The organism is Pseudomonas sp. No.21 (genome assembly GCF_054558415.1).
Window position 1 is genome coordinate 532,530 of the sequence record NZ_BAAJNO010000001.1, and the last position, 14,552, is coordinate 547,081.

A 14,552-nucleotide genomic window follows, 5' to 3' on the forward strand; every position below is an offset into this window, starting at 1 on the left:
CAACTATTGATGCGCGCGGGTGGTTTTAGGGATAAAGCCCGGATAGAGTCCATGGCCATGACAGAGTCACAGGCGAGGTGTGTGATGTCCCGCATGATCCGTTTTCATCAATTCGGCGAGGCCGATGTGCTCAAGCTGGAAGAGCTGCCCACCCCCAAACCGGGGTTCGGCGAAGTTCTGGTGCGCACCCAGGCGCTGGGCGTCAGTTGGAAAGACGTGCTCTGGCGGCAGAACCTGGCCTCCGAACAGGCCCGTCTGCCTGCCGGGCTCGGCTTCGAGCTGGCCGGTGTGGTAGAGGCCGTCGGCGAAGGCGTCGACGACCTGCAGCCCGGCATGGCCGTGGCCAGCTTCCCGTCCGCCACCCCTAATACCTATCCGGCCTGGGGCGACATCGTGCTGATGCCGCGCCGTGCCCTGACCCGCTACCCCGACGTGCTGACCCCGGTCGAGGCCGCCGTGCACTACACGCCGCTGCTGCTGGGCTACTTCGCCCTGGTCGAGCTGGCCAAGGTCAAGCCCGGGCAGCACGTGCTGATCACCGAGGCCGGGCATTGCCTGGCGCCGCAATCGGTGCAGCTGGCCAAGGCGCTGGGGGCGATCGTCATCGCCTCCACCAGCTACCCGGAAAGCCGCCCCTTCCTCAAGGAACTGGGCGCCGACAAGGTCATCGTCACCGAGGAGCAGGACCTGGTCCTGGAGGTCGAGCGCTTCACCGCCGGCAAGGGCGTCGAAGTGGTGCTGGACCAGTGCGCCGGCCCGCAGATGAAGCTGCTGGGCGATGTCGCCTCGCCGCGCGGCAAGTTGATCCTCTATGGCATCAACGGTGGCAATGACGCGGCCTTCCCCGCCTGCGCCGCCTTCAAGAAGCACCTGCAGTTCTTCCGCCACTGCGTGATGGACTTCACCGGTGATCCGGAAACCGGCCTGGAGCGTGACGAGGCCGCCGTGCAGCGGGCCCTGGCGCACATCAACCAGATGACCGGTGACCGCCTGCTCAAGCCGAGCATCGACCGGGTCTTCGAGTTCGCCGACTTCGTCGAAGCGAGCCGCTACATGGAAACCTGCCCGGCCGGTGGCCGCGTGGTCATCCACGTCGCCGACTGATGGGGTGACCGCTGTACCGGATCCGGCGCCACGTGCGCCGGATTTCGTTTGGGTGGAGAACGGGGCGCCTGTCGGTGACGGCGATCGCCCAGGATCGAAGGGGTGGCAGTGTGCGACTCCCACCCCCCGCTTCGGTAGCAGGATTCTGCAGGATTATTGCCTGATCCTGCCGAAGTGTTTCCGGGCCCGAGACGCGCCCCGCGCGCGCAAGTAGAGTTGTCGCCTGATCCGGAGGGCTGAAACCATGACCACACCCGCAACCCTCGAAGAGCAGGGGCAAAGCGCCCCCCTGGGCGCGCAGGCACGCCTCGCACGATTGATTGAACGATTCACCCGGGAGGACGGCATCCACGAGACGCCCATCCCGCGCTTGTCGCTGTTCCGCGCCAGCACCGCCACCGAGCCCATCCACTGTCTCTACGAGCCTGCCCTGGGCATCGTGGTGCAGGGGCGCAAGCAGGCCATGCTCAACGACGAGACCTACATCTATGGCCAATCCCAGTACCTGATCGTCTCCCTCGACCTGCCGGTGATCGGCCAGATCCTCGATGCCAGCCCCGAGGTGCCCTACCTCGGCCTGCGCCTGAACCTGCAGCCCGCGCTCATCAGCCAGTTGCTCCTGGAGATGGAGCGTTCGCCCATGGTCGCCAGTTCCGCGCGCGGCATCTCGGTGTGCAGCCTGGACGAGCCGCTGCAGGACGCGCTGATCCGCCTGGTCGGCCTGCTCGATACGCCGGAGGATATCGGCGTGCTGGCGCCGCTGGTGGAGCGGGAGATCCTCTATCGCCTGCTGCTCGGCGAGCGCAGTGCGCAATTGCGCCAGATCGCCTGCGTCGGCAGCCACACCCAGCGCATCGCCAAGGCCGTCAGCTGGTTGAAGAACAACTATCACCGCCCGTTGCAGATCGGTGCCCTGGCCGGTGAGGTGAACATGAGCACCTCGGCGCTGCACCATCACTTCAAGTCGGTCACCGCCATGAGCCCGCTGCAGTTCCAGAAGCAGCTGCGCCTGCAGGAGGCGCGCCGGTTGATGCTCGCCGAGGCGCTGGATGCGGCCACCGCCGGCAGCCGCGTGGGCTACGAGAGCCCTTCGCAGTTCAGCCGCGAATACAGCCGCCTGTTCGGCGAGCCGCCGCAGCGCGACATCGCGCGCCTACGCCAGAGTGCCTGATACCCGCTCCGCTGGTCGTCCCGCCGTCGCAACGGCCGTGGGGCGGCCAGGGAGCTTCTACCCTGAAACAACCGTGCCCTGAACCGGCCCGCCCGTGGCCGGCGCCCCATGAATCCATACCCGTAGAGGTGGAGAAGCCGATGATCACCCTGAACCTGAATGGCCAAGACAAGGAACTCGATATCGCCCCCGACATGCCGCTGCTCTGGGCATTGCGCGATGTCGCCGAAATGACCGGCACCAAGTACGGCTGCGGCATGGCCCTGTGCGGTGCCTGCACGGTGCACGTGGATGGCCAGCCGACGCGGGCCTGCGTGACCCCGGTATCCATGCTGGTGGGCAAGAAGATCACCACCATCGAGGCGGTGGGCGAGGGCGCAGTGGGCAAGGCGGTGCAGGACGCCTGGCGCAAGCTCGACGTGGTGCAGTGCGGCTACTGCCAGTCGGGGCAGATCATGGCGGCCACGGCTCTGCTGGCGGGTAACCGCAAACCCAGCGACGCCGACATCGATGCCGCCATGAGCGGCAACATCTGCCGCTGCGCCACCTATGTGCGCATCCGCGCGGCCATCCACGAAGCAGCCGGCCAACTGGCCTGAGGAGCAACGACATGGGCAAGATCGAAACCCAGAGCACGCCGGGCAACGGCATCCTCAACATCAGCCGGCGGACCTTCCTGCAGGGCAGCGGAGGGCTGGCCCTGGGCGTGCTCTTCTCGCCGCTCCTGGACGCCGCCGAGATGTTCGCCGCCGACGCGCGCTTCGAACCCAACGCCTTCGTGCGCATCGCCCGCGACGGCACCGTGACCGTGGTCGCCAAGCATGTGGAGATGGGGCAGGGCGCCTACACCGGCCTCGCCACCCTGGTGGCCGAGGAACTGGACGCCGACTGGAGCCGTGTGGTGGTCGAAGGCGCGCCGGCCAACGCCGCCGTCTACAACAACCTGGCCTTCGGCACCCTGCAGGGCACCGGTGGCAGCAGCGCCATGGCCAACTCCTTCGAGCAGATGCGCAAGGCCGGGGCCAGCGCGCGGGCCATGCTGGTCGCTGCCGCCGCCAAGAAGTGGAAGGTGCCGGCGGAATCCATCACCGTCAGCGAAGGCGTGGTCGCCCATGCCGCCTCCGGCAACAAGGCCGGCTTCGGCGAACTGGCCGAGGCGGCCGCGCAGGAATCGGTGCCCACCGAGGTGAAGCTCAAGGCACCCAAGGACTTCAAGCTCATCGGCCAGATGACCGCCAAGCGCAAGGACAGCCACGACAAGACCAACGGCAGCGCCGTCTTCACCCAGGATTTCAAGCTGCCCGGCATGCTGGTGGCGGTGGTCGCCTACCCGCCGCGCTTCGGCGGCGTGCCGAAGACGGTGGACGCGAGCAAGGCCAAGGCCATCGCCGATGTGGTGGAGGTGGTCGAGTTCCGCGACCTGCCCCATGGCCGTGCCGGGGTCGCCGTACTGGCGAAGAACACCTGGGCCGCACGCCAGGGCCGCGACGCGCTGGTCATCGAATGGGACGAGAGCAAGGCCTTCAAGCTGGGCAGCGCCGAGATCTTCGCCAAGTACCGCGAGAGCGCTGGCAGGCCGGGGCTGATGGCCGCGCGCAGCGGTGACGTCGAGGCCGCGCTGGCCAAGCCGGCGAAGCTGATCGAGGCGGACTTCGAATTCCCCTACCTGGCCCACGCGGCGATGGAGCCGATGAACTGCCTGGTCCGGCTCTCCGACGGTGCCTGCGAGCTGTGGAACGGCGAGCAGTGGCAGACCGGCGACCAGGTGACGGTGGCCAAGTACCTGGGCATCCCCGTGGAGAAGGTCGCCATCACCCAGCTCTACGCCGGCGGCAGCTTCGGCCGCCGTGCCAACCCGCTTTCCGACTACCCGCTGGAGGCGGTGGCGGTGGCCAAGGCCGCGCGCGACAAGGGCATCAAGGCGCCGGTGAAACTGGTCTGGACCCGTGAGGACGACACCCGCGGCGGCTACTACCGCCCGGCCTACCTGCACCGCGCGCGTCTCGCGCTGGACGCCGAGGGCAAGCTGCTGGCCTGGCATCACCGCATCGTCGGCCAGTCCATCATCAAGGGCACCGGCATGGAGGCCTTCCTGATCAAGGACGGCATCGACAACACCTCCGTGGAAGGGCTGGCGAACCTCTCCTACGCCGTGCCCAACCTGCAGGTGGAGCTGTCCACCCCCGAGGACATCCACGTCCCGGTGCAGTGGTGGCGCTCGGTGGGCCACACCCACACCGGCTTCGCTGCCGAGGTGCTGATCGACGAAGCGGCGACCACCGCCGGCAAGGACCCGTACGACTACCGCCACGCGCTGCTGGAGAAGCATCCGCGCCATCGCGGCGTGCTGGAGCTGGTGGCGGACAAGGCCGGCTGGAAGCAGCCGCTCAAGGCTGGCGGCGAGGGTGAGAAGCGCGGTCGCGGGATCGCCGTGCACGAATCCTTCGGCAGCTATGTGGCCCAGGTGGTGGAGGTGACGGTGAAGGCCGATGGCAGCTACAAGGTGGACCGCGTGGTCTGCGCCGTGGATTGCGGCGTGCCGATCAACCCCGATGTGATCCGGGCGCAGATGGAGGGCGGTATCGGCTTTGGCCTGGCGGCAGCACTGCATAGCGCGGTGACGCTGAAGGACGGAGCGGTGGAGCAATCCAACTTCCACGACTTCCAGGTGTTGCGGATCAACGAGATGCCGGCCGTGGAGGTGCACATCCTGCCGTCCACCGAGCAGCCCACCGGGGTGGGTGAGCCCGGGGTTCCGCCCCTGGCCCCGGCACTGGCCAACGCCCTGCATGCGGCGGTGGGCGTGCGCCTGCGAACCCTGCCGTTCCCCGCCCAGGTCAAGGCCTGAGGCGGCGCGACCGGGCCGCCGGAATCAGGCGGCCTGGTTGCGGATCAGCTGGCGCAGGGCGCGACGCTCGGCAATCGGCGTCGGCGCCTGGAGCATCTCGAAGGTGCCGTCTTCCTGGCAGACGGCGACTTCGGTTTCGAAGTGCAGATGGAATTCATCCAGGGTGACGTGGGTGACCAGGTAGCTGCTGTCGACGATTTTCGAGTAGGCGGTCATGGCTGGCATCTCGGTTCATGGGGCACAAGGCCGATGAGCGAATCTTGCCGGTGCGCTGGCAATCGGAGAATTGAAAGGGGCTGATGGTGAGTATCAGTGACGTCGATGCTTGCCGTTGCGCTGCCGGAGGATGCGGTTTCGCCGCCTGTTTCCTCGCTTTCGCGGCGGCTCTATAGTGGGCGCCGGATGCCGGGGCAGACCTCGGCGAGACTGATTGCAAGGAGTGAAACCATGTCCAACCCCGTCACCATGCGCGCCCTCGTGCTCGAGGATTACCAGAGCGGCCGTTTCATCCAGCAGGAGATCGCCCGCCCGGTCGCCGGCGAGGGCCAGGTCCTGGTGCGTATCGAGGCCAGCGGGGTCAACCCCATCGACTACAAGATCCGCACCGGCCGGGCGCCCTATGCCGACCCGGTGCTGCCGGCGGTGCTGGGCACCGAGCTGGCCGGCGTGGTCGAGGCGGTGGGCGCGGGCGTCAGCCGCTTCAAGGTGGGTGACGAGGTCTACGGCCTGGTCGGCGGCGTGCGCGGCCTGCAAGGCACCCTGGCCGAATTCTCTGCGGTGGACTGGCGCCTGCTGGCGCTGAAGCCGAAGAACCTGAGCATGCGCGAAGCCGCGGCACTGCCGCTGGTGTTCCTCACCGCCTGGGAAGGCCTGGTGGACAGCGCGCGCCTGCATGCCGGGCAGACGGTGCTGGTCACCGGTGGTTCCGGCGGCGTGGGCCATATCGCCGTGCAGATCGCCAAGGCCTTCGGCGCCGAGGTGTTCGCCACCGCCTCGCCGGCCAAGCACGAGATGGTGCGCGGCCTGGGCGCCACGCCCATCGACTACCACACCACCAAGGCGGCCGATTACGTGGCGGCCTTCACCGGCGGCAAGGGCTTCGACGTGGTCTACGACACCGTGGGCGGCAGCTCCCTCGACGACGCCCTGGAGTCGGTGCGCATCCGTGGCCATGTGGTCAGCTGTGCCGCCTTCGGCACCCACAGCCTGGCGCCATCCTCGCTGCGGGCGGCGACCGTCAATGGCGTGTTCGTGTTGCTGCCGATGCTTACCGGTGAGGGCCGTGCCCACCACGGCGAAGTCCTCGCCGACGCCACGCGCCTGGTGGAGGCCGGCAAGCTAAAGCCGGTGCTCGACCCGCGTCATTTCACCCTGGCGACCGCCCACGACGCCCACGACGCGGTGGAGCAGGGCACCGCCTTCGGCAAGATCGTCATCGATATAGCCGAGTGAACCCCGGACAACGGCGGTGATGGGTTTCGCTGCGCCGGAGTTCAATTCGCAGGATGGGTAGAGCCGTGCGAAACCCATGCTGGGGGTCGCCGATGATCGTGGTGTTCCAGGTACGGATCGATGGGTTTCGCTGCGCTCTACGCCATCCTACGGGCCGCAGTTCGACTCGCAGGATGGGTAGAGCCGTGCGAAACCCATGCTGGGGGCGCCGATGATCGCGGTGTTCCAGGCTCGGATCGATGGGTTTCGCTGCGCTCCACGCCATCCTACGGGCCGCAGTTCGACTCGTAGGATGGGTAGAGCCGTGCGAAACCCATGCTGGGGGCGCCGATGATCGCGGTGTTCCAGGCTCGGATCGATGGTTTCGCCGCGCTCTACCCATCCGATTTGCCGGGAGGTCAGGGCTCCAGCGGAACCCAGGTCGGATCGGAAAGCCGTTCCACCAGCCGATCGAACACCCGCCGCACCCGGGGTGACACCGGGCCGCGCTGGGGCCGGTAGACGAACATCTGCCAGGACGGCGATTCGTCGTCGACTAGCACCCGCACCATGCGTCCGGCGCGGATGTGCGGCGTCACCAGGTAGCTGGGCAGTTGCCCGAAGCCGACGCCCGCCAGCACCGCCTCGCATTCGCACTCCTGGTCGTCGGTGGTGAAGGCGGCGCGCTGCGGTTGCAGCTGGCGGTCCTCGGCGAAGGTCCAGGGCCAGAGGCGCCCGGTATTGCCGTCGATCAGCGCGGTGGTCGGCAGCCGGTTCAGGGCATCGATGTCTTCCGGGGTGCCGACGCGCTCGATCAGTGCCGGCGCGCCCACCACGTAGAGCGGCACGGTCGCCGTGGGGCGGGCGATGTAGCGGCGATCGCGGATGAAGCCCATGCGCACGCCGATATCGATCTGCTCGTCGACCGAATCCGTCATCTGGTCCGACAGGCGCATGTCCAGCACGATCTCGGGGTGCTCGCGTTGCAACTCGGCCAGCAGCGGCAGCACGAAGCGCCGGCCGATGGAGCGGGGTGCAGCGACGCCCACGCGGCCGGCCATCTCGTCCCGGCCCCGGCGGACGTGGCGCTGGAACAGCTGGTCGAAGCTGCCCAGGGTCTCCCGCGCCTGGGCCGCCAGCAGTTCGCCGTAGGCGGTGATCTGCACCTGTCGCGTGCTGCGATGGAACAGCGGCTCGCCCACCAGTTGCTCCAGGTCCTTGATCGCCCGGGTCACCGTCTGCGGGGAGGCGCCGAGGCGCGTGGCGGCTTCGCGAAAGCTGGCGGACTCGGCGGCGATGCAGAAGATGCGCAGCATTTCCATTCGGTTGAGCATGTCGGCGGCCTTCGGACTGTTCCGGAATCTGGAATTCCGCAATCCTAATCCTTCCATTCCCTGGGCGTCATCGGATTTCCATACTGGCCTCCAGCAGCAGGAACCCCTCCTGCCGGCAGCCAACCTGAGGAACCCGACATGAGCAACAACATCAACGGCAAAGTCATCGTCATCACCGGCGCCAGCAGCGGCCTCGGCGAAGCCGCCGCCCGGCACCTGGCCGCCCTGGGCGCCTCGGTGGTGCTCGGTGCGCGCCGCGTCGACCGTCTCGACGCGCTGGTCAGCGAAATCACCGCTGCCGGCGGCAAGGCCGTGGCCTTCGCCACCGACGTCACCGACCCGGCGCAGGTCCGCGCCCTGGTCCAGGGCGGCATCGAGGCCTTCGGCCGCATCGACGTACTGGTCAACAACGCCGGCCTGATGGCCATCGCGCCGCTCTCCGAAACCCCGGTGCAGGAGTGGGACCGCATGATCGACATCAACATCAAGGGCGTGCTCTACGGCATCGCGGCGGCGCTGCCGGTGTTCCAGGCACAGCGCAGCGGCCAGTTCATCAACGTCGCCTCGGTGGCCGGCCACAAGGTGTTCAGCCCGGGCGGCACCGTGTACAGCGGCACCAAGTTCGCCGTGCGTGCCATCAGCGACGGCCTGCGTCATGAAGTGGGCGGCGATATCCGCGTCACCGTCATCTCCCCCGGCGCGGTGGATTCGGAACTGAAGCTGGGCAGCTCCCACGAGGAAAGCCGCCAGGCCCTGGGCGAGTTCTACAAGCTGGCGATCCCCGCCGAATCCGTCGCCCGGGCCATCGCCTACGCGGTGGGGCAACCGGCGGACGTGGACATCAGCGAAGTGGTGCTGCGCCCGACCGTGCAGGATTTCTGATCGAGCGGGTGTACCTGCGCAGCAAAACGAAACGGCCCCCATGGGCCGTTTTTCATTCGGTCTTCAGGCATCGCGTCCTAGGAGTGTTGCTGAGCTATCGGCGCTGCTGGTGAGGGCCGGAGTTCCGAACCCATCAGGACAAACGCGTGCCGTAGGGTGTGCCGTGCGCACCTCCGCTCGGTGCTTCCGGCGAGTCCAGGTGCGCGCAGCACACCCTACATCTGAGCCACGTGCTTCTCTGGCTGTTCGCCGACTCACTTCGACAGGCGCACCGCCAGCTCGTCCACCTCCACGGCCCAGTCGGCGTCCTGCACCAGGGCATTGCGCAGGAAGGCGCTCTGGGCTTCGTTCCAGAAGGGCGCTTCGTGGATCTTCTGGCCGTCGGCGAGGGGGTGGTCGGCGATGAAGGCCTCGATCCTGTCGTGCTCGGATGCCAGGCCGAGCTGCTCGAAGAGGGTGGCGAGGTTGTGCGGGGTCGTATCCATTGAGGGCTCCGTTACGGATGGGAAAGATGCAGGGACTATAGACCCATGCTCCGCGCTTTTAGTGTCGGTGAATCCTGCGCTAAGGTGGCGCGCCCGCCCATGCGGGGTGGGCATCTGAGCAAGGAACCCATCATGCATTTCAATGCCCTGGTCCCGGAGTTGCTGGTCGTCGATTTCGCCCGCAGCCTGGATTTCCATTGCCGTGTCCTGGGTTTCGACGTGGCGTACCAGCGCCCCGAGCACCGCTTCGCCTACCTGCGCTTCGGCGAGGCCCAGCTGATGCTGGAGGAGGACGACGGCGAGGCCTCGGAGTGGCGGGTCGAGCCCCTGGAACCGCCATTCGGGCGTGGGCTCAACCTGTCGATCCGTTGCGCCGACGCGCTCGCGTTGATCGCGCGCATCGAGGCGGCCGGGGTGTCCTTGCGGCGCGCAGCCGAGGAACGCTGGTACCGCCAGGACGAGCAGGCGCACGGTGAGCTCAACTTCCTCCTCCAGGACCCGGACGGCTACCTGCTGCGCTTCCACCAGAGCCTTGGGCTGCGCGCGTGCGGCGATGCTTTGCCGCCTGGGGCGTGACGGCGGCGCAGGCGCTGAGCTTCAGTGGACCCCCGCGAACGCGGGGGCCTGCTGGGCGGATGCGCTGGAAATCTTTGCCGACGCCACGGAACCCGTGCCGCTGGGCTGGTTCAAATCGGCACTGATTCCTTCACATGCCGATTCCGGAGCTGTCATGCGTACCCACACCAAACTTCTGTTGGCAGGCCTTTGCTTCCTTCCCCTGGCCGGTTGCTTCAAGGGGGAAGTCGACCAGTCTGTGCTTTGCACCTACAGCTCCGATGCCGAGGCGCGCCAGTGCAAGGAAGGCGAGCTGTCCTGGTTCAAGCCGGCCCGCTGGAGCAGCGAGCAGCTTCCCTTGAGCGTTGCCGCAGCGTACTGCAACTTCAACCACGAGGTGATGTACAACAACGCCGGGGTGATCTGCGTGTTCACCGAGAAGCGCATGAGCCTGGTCAAGAACAGCCAGTAACCCCGCCGGGCGCCCACAAAAAAGCCAGCATCACGCTGGCTTTTTTTGTGCCGGTGCGCCGGATCAGCGCTTGCCCATCGAGCGGCGCGAGCCGCGCGGTGCCGCGCCGGGGCGCTGGCCGCGGTCGTGGGACTTGAGGGTCTGGTACCAGGGCACGTTCTGCTTCTTCACGGCCTTGGCCGGGGCGGCCGCCTCGGCGCTGCCTTCGGTCTGGGGCTGTTGCTCGGGGCTGGTGGTTTCGCTGGTGTTCATGGTCGGTCCGGGGGCGCATGGGCGCCGGGTTGATCGTGGTTGGCCGTGTTCGAGGCGCGCAATCATACATCAAGTCGTTGGTGCCTGCCGTGGCTTCGTCTGGATGGACGTCGAGCCGGAAGGGGCGGAAAAAGGCCGACCTGACATGAGTCAATGTGACTCATTGCCGTTCGGCAGATGATTTCCCCCATCGAAATCCAGCCATTCGGGATACCAAGATGAAGCAGCCAAGCAAGCAGAAACTGACCTGGGCGGCGGCACTGCTGGCCGCCGTGGCGGTGGCCGCCGGCGCCTGGTGGGTGTTGCGGCCGGTCGGCCTGGGCGAGGGGTTCGCCAGCGGCAACGGGCGGATCGAAGCCACCGAGGTGGACGTGGCGACCAAGCTCGCCGGCCGCGTGTCCGAGATAATGGTCGACGAGGGCGACTTCCTCACCCCCGGCCAGCCGGTGGCGCAGATGGACACCCAGGTGCTGCAGGCGCAGCTGGCCCAGGCCCAGGCGCAGGTGCGCCAGGCCCAGAACGCGCGGCTCACCGCCCAGGCGCTGGTGGCCCAGCGTGAGAGCGAGCAGGCCACGGCCAAGGCGGTGGTCAGCCAGCGCGAGGCGGAACTGGTGGCCACCCAGAAGCGCTTCGCCCGTACCGAGACCCTGGTCAAGCGCAACGCCATGCCCCAGCAGCAACTGGACGATGATCGCGCGGTGATGCAGAGCGCCCAGGCGGCACTGGCCGCCTCGCGCTCCCAGGTGATCTCCGCCCAGGCCGGCATCGAGGCGGCCAAGTCCCAGGTGATCGAGGCGCAGTCGGCCATCGAGGCGGCCAATGCCAGCGTCGCCCGGCTGCAGGCGGACATCGACGACAGCCTGCTCAAGGCCCCCCGCGCCGGCCGCGTGCAATACCGCGTGGCGCAGCCGGGCGAAGTGCTGCCGGCTGGCGGCAAGCTGCTCAACCTGGTGGACCTGGGCGACGTCTACATGACTTTCTTCCTGCCCGCCGGCCAGGCCGGGCGCGTGCACCTGGGCGACGAGGTGCGGCTGATCATCGACGCGGTGCCGCAGTACGTGATCCCCGCCAAGGTCTCCTACGTGGCCAGCGTCGCCCAGTTCACGCCGAAGACGGTGGAGACCGCCAGCGAGCGCGAGAAGCTGATGTTCCGCGTCAAGGCGCGCATCGACCCGGCGCTGCTCAAGCAGCACATGACCGCGGTGAAGACCGGCGTGCCCGGCATGGCCTACCTGCGCCTGGATGCCGAACGGCAATGGCCGCAGCACCTGCAGGTGAAGGTGCCCTGATGAACGCCTCCGACGGCAGCGTCGCCCACCTGGCCGGGGTCAGCCTGGCCTACGGCCAAACCTTCGCCCTGCACGAGGTTGACCTGGCGATCCCGGCCAACCGCATGGTCGGCCTGATCGGCCCGGACGGCGTCGGCAAGTCCAGCCTGCTGGCGTTGCTGGCCGGCGCGCGGAAGATGCAGCAGGGCGAGATCGAGGTGCTGGGCGGCGACATGCGCTCGGCCCGCCACCGCCGCGCCATCTGCCAGCGCGTCGCCTACATGCCCCAGGGGCTGGGCAAGAACCTCTACCCGACGCTGACGGTGTTCGAGAACCTCGACTTCTTCGGCCGCCTGTTCGGCCACGACCGCGCCGAGCGCGAGCGGCGCATCGACGACCTGCTGCGCAGCACCGGCCTCGACCCGTTCCGCGAGCGCCCGGCGGGCAAGCTTTCCGGCGGCATGAAGCAGAAGCTCGGCCTGTGCTGCGCGCTGATCCACGACCCGGACCTGCTGATCCTCGACGAGCCCACCACCGGCGTCGACCCGCTGTCGCGCAACCAGTTCTGGGAGCTGATCGCCCGCATCCGCCAGGGCCGCGACGGCATGAGCGTGCTGGTGGCCACCGCCTACATGGAAGAAGCCGAGCGCTTCGACAGCCTGGTGGCGATGGACGCCGGGCGCGTGCTGGCCACCGGCAGCCCCGCCGAAATCCGCACCCAGACCGGCACCGACAGCCTGGAGGCGGCCTTCATCGCCCTGCTGCCGGAAGAGAAGCGCCGCGACCACCGGCGCCTGGTGATCCCGCCGCTGCCCGAGGGCGAGCGTGCCGTGGCCATCGAGGCGGACGGGCTGACCTGCCGCTTCGGCGAGTTCGTCGCCGTCGACCGCGTCAGCTTCCGCATCGAGCGCGGCGAGATCTTCGGTTTCCTCGGCTCCAATGGCTGCGGCAAATCCACCACCATGAAGATGCTCACCGGCCTGCTGCCCGCCAGCGAAGGCAGTTGCGCGCTGTTCGGCCAGCCGGTGGATGCCGGCGACATGGCCACCCGGCGGCGGGTGGGCTACATGTCCCAGGCGTTCTCCCTGTACCGCGAGCTGACGGTGCGGCAGAACCTGGTGCTGCATGCGCGGCTGTTCCACCTGCCGGCCGAGCGCATCGAGGCGCGGGTGGCGGCGATGATGCAGCGCTTCGACCTGGCGGGCGTGGCCGACGAGCTGCCCGACGCGCTGCCGCTGGGCATCCGCCAGCGCCTGTCCCTGGCGGTCGCGGTGATCCACGAGCCGGAGATCCTCATCCTCGACGAGCCCACGTCCGGGGTCGACCCGGTGGCCCGCGACGGCTTCTGGGAGCTGATGATCGACCTGTCGCGCAACGATGGCGTGACCATCTTCATCTCCACCCACTTCATGAACGAGGCCGAGCGTTGCGACCGCATCTCGCTGATGCACGCCGGCCGCGTGCTGGCCAGCGACACCCCGGCGAACCTCGTGGCCGCTCGCGGCCTGCCGAGCCTGGAGGCGACCTTCATCGCCTACCTGGAGGAGGCCGCCGGCATCGCCGGCAAGGCCCCTGCCGAGGCGGCCCCGGCGACCCGGTCGACCGAAACCGCCCGTGCCGGGCGCGGCTTCAGCCCGCAGCGGCTGTTCAGCTATGCACGGCGCGAGGCCATGGAGCTGCGTCGCGACCCGATCCGCCTGACCCTGGCCCTGCTCGGCACCGTGCTGCTGATGTTCATCATCGGCTACGGCATCAGCATGGACGTCGAGGACCTCTCCTATGCGGTGCTCGACCGCGACCAGACCACCACCAGCCAGGCCTACGCACTGAACCTCTCCGGCTCGCGCTACTTCATCGAGCGCGCGCCGATCCAGGACTACGCGGAACTGGACCGGCGCATGCGCAGCGGCGAGCTGAGCCTGGCCGTGGAAATCCCGCCCGGCTACGGCCGTGATCTGAAGCGTGGCGCCAGCCCCGCCATCGGCGTGTGGATCGACGGCTCCATGCCGACCCGCGCCAACACCGTCGCCGGCTACGTGCAGGGCATGCACCTGGGCTACCTCGCCGAACTCGGCCGGCAGTCGCCCGAAGGGGGCGGCCGGAGTGCCGCCAGCGTCGAGGTGCGCTACCGCTACAACCCGGACGTGGAAAGCCTCAAGGCCATGGTGCCGGCGGTGATCCCGCTGCTGCTGATCATGATTCCGGCGATGCTCACCGCCCTCGGCGTGGTGCGCGAGAAGGAGCTGGGCTCGATCACCAACCTCTACGTCACGCCGGTCACGCGGCTGGAGTTCCTGCTGGGCAAGCAGCTGCCCTACGTGGCGATGGGCATGGTCAGCTTCCTGCTGATGGTGGCGTTGGCGGTGTTCGTGTTCGGCGTGCCGCTCAAGGGCAGCTTCGTCACCCTGGTGCTCGCCGCGCTGTGCTACGTCACGGCCGCCACCGGGCTCGGCCTGTTCCTCTCCACCTTCATGCGCAGCCAGATCGCCGCGGTGTTCGGCGTCGCCATCGCCACCATGGTGCCGGCCATCCAGTTCTCCGGGCTGGTGCACCCGGTGTCGTCCCTGGAAGGCGCGGCGGCGCTCATCGGCCAGGCCTATCCCGCCACCCATTTCCTCATCATCAGCCGGGGCGTGTTCTCCAAGGCACTGGGCTTCGCCGACCTGGCCTACTACTTCGTGCCGCTGCTGCTGACCATCCCGTTGCTCACCCTGTTCAGCGTGCTCGCGCTGAAGAAGCAGGAGGCCTGA

14 protein-coding genes are annotated in these 14,552 nt (G+C 68.1%); 10 read left to right on the forward strand and 4 right to left on the reverse strand.

What is annotated here, in order from left to right; genetic code table 11:
- The first annotated feature begins 84 nt into the window (after positions 1-84).
- The 4 genes from ACYJSS_RS02230 (at position 85) to ACYJSS_RS02245 (ending at position 5,123) form a co-directional block, all read left to right on the forward strand.
- Positions 85-1,104, forward strand: a complete 1,020-nt coding sequence (locus ACYJSS_RS02230; RefSeq protein ID WP_111262690.1) for a zinc-dependent alcohol dehydrogenase family protein — start codon at positions 85-87, stop codon at positions 1,102-1,104.
- Positions 1,105-1,348: 244 nt separating this feature from the next.
- Positions 1,349-2,275, forward strand: a complete 927-nt coding sequence (locus ACYJSS_RS02235; RefSeq protein ID WP_111262689.1) for an AraC family transcriptional regulator — start codon at positions 1,349-1,351, stop codon at positions 2,273-2,275.
- A 140-nt stretch (positions 2,276-2,415) separates the two neighbouring features.
- On the forward strand, positions 2,416-2,874 hold the full coding sequence (locus tag ACYJSS_RS02240) for a (2Fe-2S)-binding protein (protein ID WP_111262688.1): 459 nt from the start codon (positions 2,416-2,418) through the stop codon (positions 2,872-2,874).
- 11 nt (positions 2,875-2,885) lie between these two features.
- Positions 2,886-5,123 carry a xanthine dehydrogenase family protein molybdopterin-binding subunit gene (locus tag ACYJSS_RS02245; RefSeq protein ID WP_111262687.1) on the forward strand — a complete coding sequence of 746 codons (2,238 nt, stop codon included), beginning with the start codon at positions 2,886-2,888 and terminating at the stop codon, positions 5,121-5,123.
- A gap of 24 nt (positions 5,124-5,147) precedes the next feature.
- Here ACYJSS_RS02245 and ptrC read toward each other — a convergent pair whose 3' ends face one another.
- Positions 5,148-5,339, reverse strand: a complete 192-nt coding sequence (gene ptrC / locus ACYJSS_RS02250; RefSeq protein WP_111262723.1) for a type III secretion system co-regulatory protein PtrC — start codon at positions 5,337-5,339, stop codon at positions 5,148-5,150.
- Between the two features lie 231 nt (positions 5,340-5,570).
- Between ptrC and ACYJSS_RS02255 the strand changes: the two genes are divergently transcribed.
- The gene (locus tag ACYJSS_RS02255) at positions 5,571-6,575 is read left to right on the forward strand and encodes a zinc-dependent alcohol dehydrogenase family protein (protein WP_218281330.1); all 1,005 of its coding nucleotides are present in this window, start codon (positions 5,571-5,573) and stop codon (positions 6,573-6,575) included.
- 398 nt (positions 6,576-6,973) lie between these two features.
- On the opposite strand, the gene ACYJSS_RS02260 is transcribed toward ACYJSS_RS02255, so the two are convergent.
- Positions 6,974-7,888: a LysR family transcriptional regulator gene (locus tag ACYJSS_RS02260; RefSeq protein WP_236206050.1), complete on the reverse strand. Its 915-nt coding sequence runs from the start codon at positions 7,886-7,888 to the stop codon at positions 6,974-6,976.
- A 138-nt stretch (positions 7,889-8,026) separates the two neighbouring features.
- Here ACYJSS_RS02260 and ACYJSS_RS02265 point away from each other — a divergent pair, with 138 nt between their 5' ends.
- Positions 8,027-8,770 (forward strand): SDR family oxidoreductase, encoded by a 744-nt coding sequence (locus ACYJSS_RS02265; RefSeq protein WP_236206049.1) that lies wholly within the window; start codon positions 8,027-8,029, stop codon positions 8,768-8,770.
- Positions 8,771-9,024: 254 nt separating this feature from the next.
- Here the strand turns inward: ACYJSS_RS02265 and ACYJSS_RS02270 are convergent, their stop codons facing one another.
- Positions 9,025-9,255, reverse strand: coding sequence for a DUF2789 domain-containing protein (locus ACYJSS_RS02270; RefSeq protein ID WP_111262684.1), 231 nt, complete (start codon positions 9,253-9,255; stop codon positions 9,025-9,027).
- Positions 9,256-9,387: 132 nt separating this feature from the next.
- Between ACYJSS_RS02270 and ACYJSS_RS02275 the strand changes: the two genes are divergently transcribed.
- Positions 9,388-9,831, forward strand: coding sequence for a bleomycin resistance protein (locus ACYJSS_RS02275; protein WP_373875142.1), 444 nt, complete (start codon positions 9,388-9,390; stop codon positions 9,829-9,831).
- Between the two features lie 154 nt (positions 9,832-9,985).
- Positions 9,986-10,282, forward strand: a complete 297-nt coding sequence (locus ACYJSS_RS02280) for a hypothetical protein (protein WP_111262683.1) — start codon at positions 9,986-9,988, stop codon at positions 10,280-10,282.
- Positions 10,283-10,345: 63 nt separating this feature from the next.
- On the opposite strand, the gene ACYJSS_RS02285 is transcribed toward ACYJSS_RS02280, so the two are convergent.
- A complete protein-coding gene (locus ACYJSS_RS02285; RefSeq protein ID WP_111262682.1) occupies positions 10,346-10,534 on the reverse strand; it encodes a hypothetical protein in 189 nt (62 codons plus the stop codon).
- A gap of 218 nt (positions 10,535-10,752) precedes the next feature.
- Here ACYJSS_RS02285 and ACYJSS_RS02290 point away from each other — a divergent pair, with 218 nt between their 5' ends.
- Together ACYJSS_RS02290 and rbbA are read left to right on the forward strand one after the other, a co-directional pair.
- The gene (locus ACYJSS_RS02290; protein WP_111262681.1) at positions 10,753-11,823 is read left to right on the forward strand and encodes an HlyD family secretion protein; all 1,071 of its coding nucleotides are present in this window, start codon (positions 10,753-10,755) and stop codon (positions 11,821-11,823) included.
- On the forward strand, positions 11,823-14,552 hold the full coding sequence (gene rbbA / locus ACYJSS_RS02295) for a ribosome-associated ATPase/putative transporter RbbA (protein WP_236206048.1): 2,730 nt from the start codon (positions 11,823-11,825) through the stop codon (positions 14,550-14,552). Before ACYJSS_RS02290 ends, rbbA begins: the two co-directional genes overlap by 1 nt.

Excerpts from the sequence above, each read along its gene's own strand:
- ACYJSS_RS02235 (WP_111262689.1), top strand. The coding sequence starts at position 1,349 with ATGACCACACCCGCAACCCTCGAAGAGCAGGGGCAAAGCGCCCCCCTG.
- ACYJSS_RS02280 (WP_111262683.1), top strand. The coding sequence starts at position 9,986 with ATGCGTACCCACACCAAACTTCTGTTGGCAGGCCTTTGCTTCCTTCCC.
- ptrC (WP_111262723.1), bottom strand. The coding sequence starts at position 5,339 with ATGACCGCCTACTCGAAAATCGTCGACAGCAGCTACCTGGTCACCCAC.
- ACYJSS_RS02245 (WP_111262687.1), top strand. The coding sequence starts at position 2,886 with ATGGGCAAGATCGAAACCCAGAGCACGCCGGGCAACGGCATCCTCAAC.
- ACYJSS_RS02255 (WP_218281330.1), top strand. The coding sequence starts at position 5,571 with ATGTCCAACCCCGTCACCATGCGCGCCCTCGTGCTCGAGGATTACCAG.
- rbbA (WP_236206048.1), top strand. The coding sequence starts at position 11,823 with ATGAACGCCTCCGACGGCAGCGTCGCCCACCTGGCCGGGGTCAGCCTG.
- ACYJSS_RS02290 (WP_111262681.1), top strand. The coding sequence starts at position 10,753 with ATGAAGCAGCCAAGCAAGCAGAAACTGACCTGGGCGGCGGCACTGCTG.
- ACYJSS_RS02260 (WP_236206050.1), bottom strand. The coding sequence starts at position 7,888 with ATGCTCAACCGAATGGAAATGCTGCGCATCTTCTGCATCGCCGCCGAG.
- ACYJSS_RS02285 (WP_111262682.1), bottom strand. The coding sequence starts at position 10,534 with ATGAACACCAGCGAAACCACCAGCCCCGAGCAACAGCCCCAGACCGAA.
- ACYJSS_RS02240 (WP_111262688.1), top strand. The coding sequence starts at position 2,416 with ATGATCACCCTGAACCTGAATGGCCAAGACAAGGAACTCGATATCGCC.
- ACYJSS_RS02275 (WP_373875142.1), top strand. The coding sequence starts at position 9,388 with ATGCATTTCAATGCCCTGGTCCCGGAGTTGCTGGTCGTCGATTTCGCC.
- ACYJSS_RS02230 (WP_111262690.1), top strand. The coding sequence starts at position 85 with ATGTCCCGCATGATCCGTTTTCATCAATTCGGCGAGGCCGATGTGCTC.
- ACYJSS_RS02270 (WP_111262684.1), bottom strand. The coding sequence starts at position 9,255 with ATGGATACGACCCCGCACAACCTCGCCACCCTCTTCGAGCAGCTCGGC.
- ACYJSS_RS02265 (WP_236206049.1), top strand. The coding sequence starts at position 8,027 with ATGAGCAACAACATCAACGGCAAAGTCATCGTCATCACCGGCGCCAGC.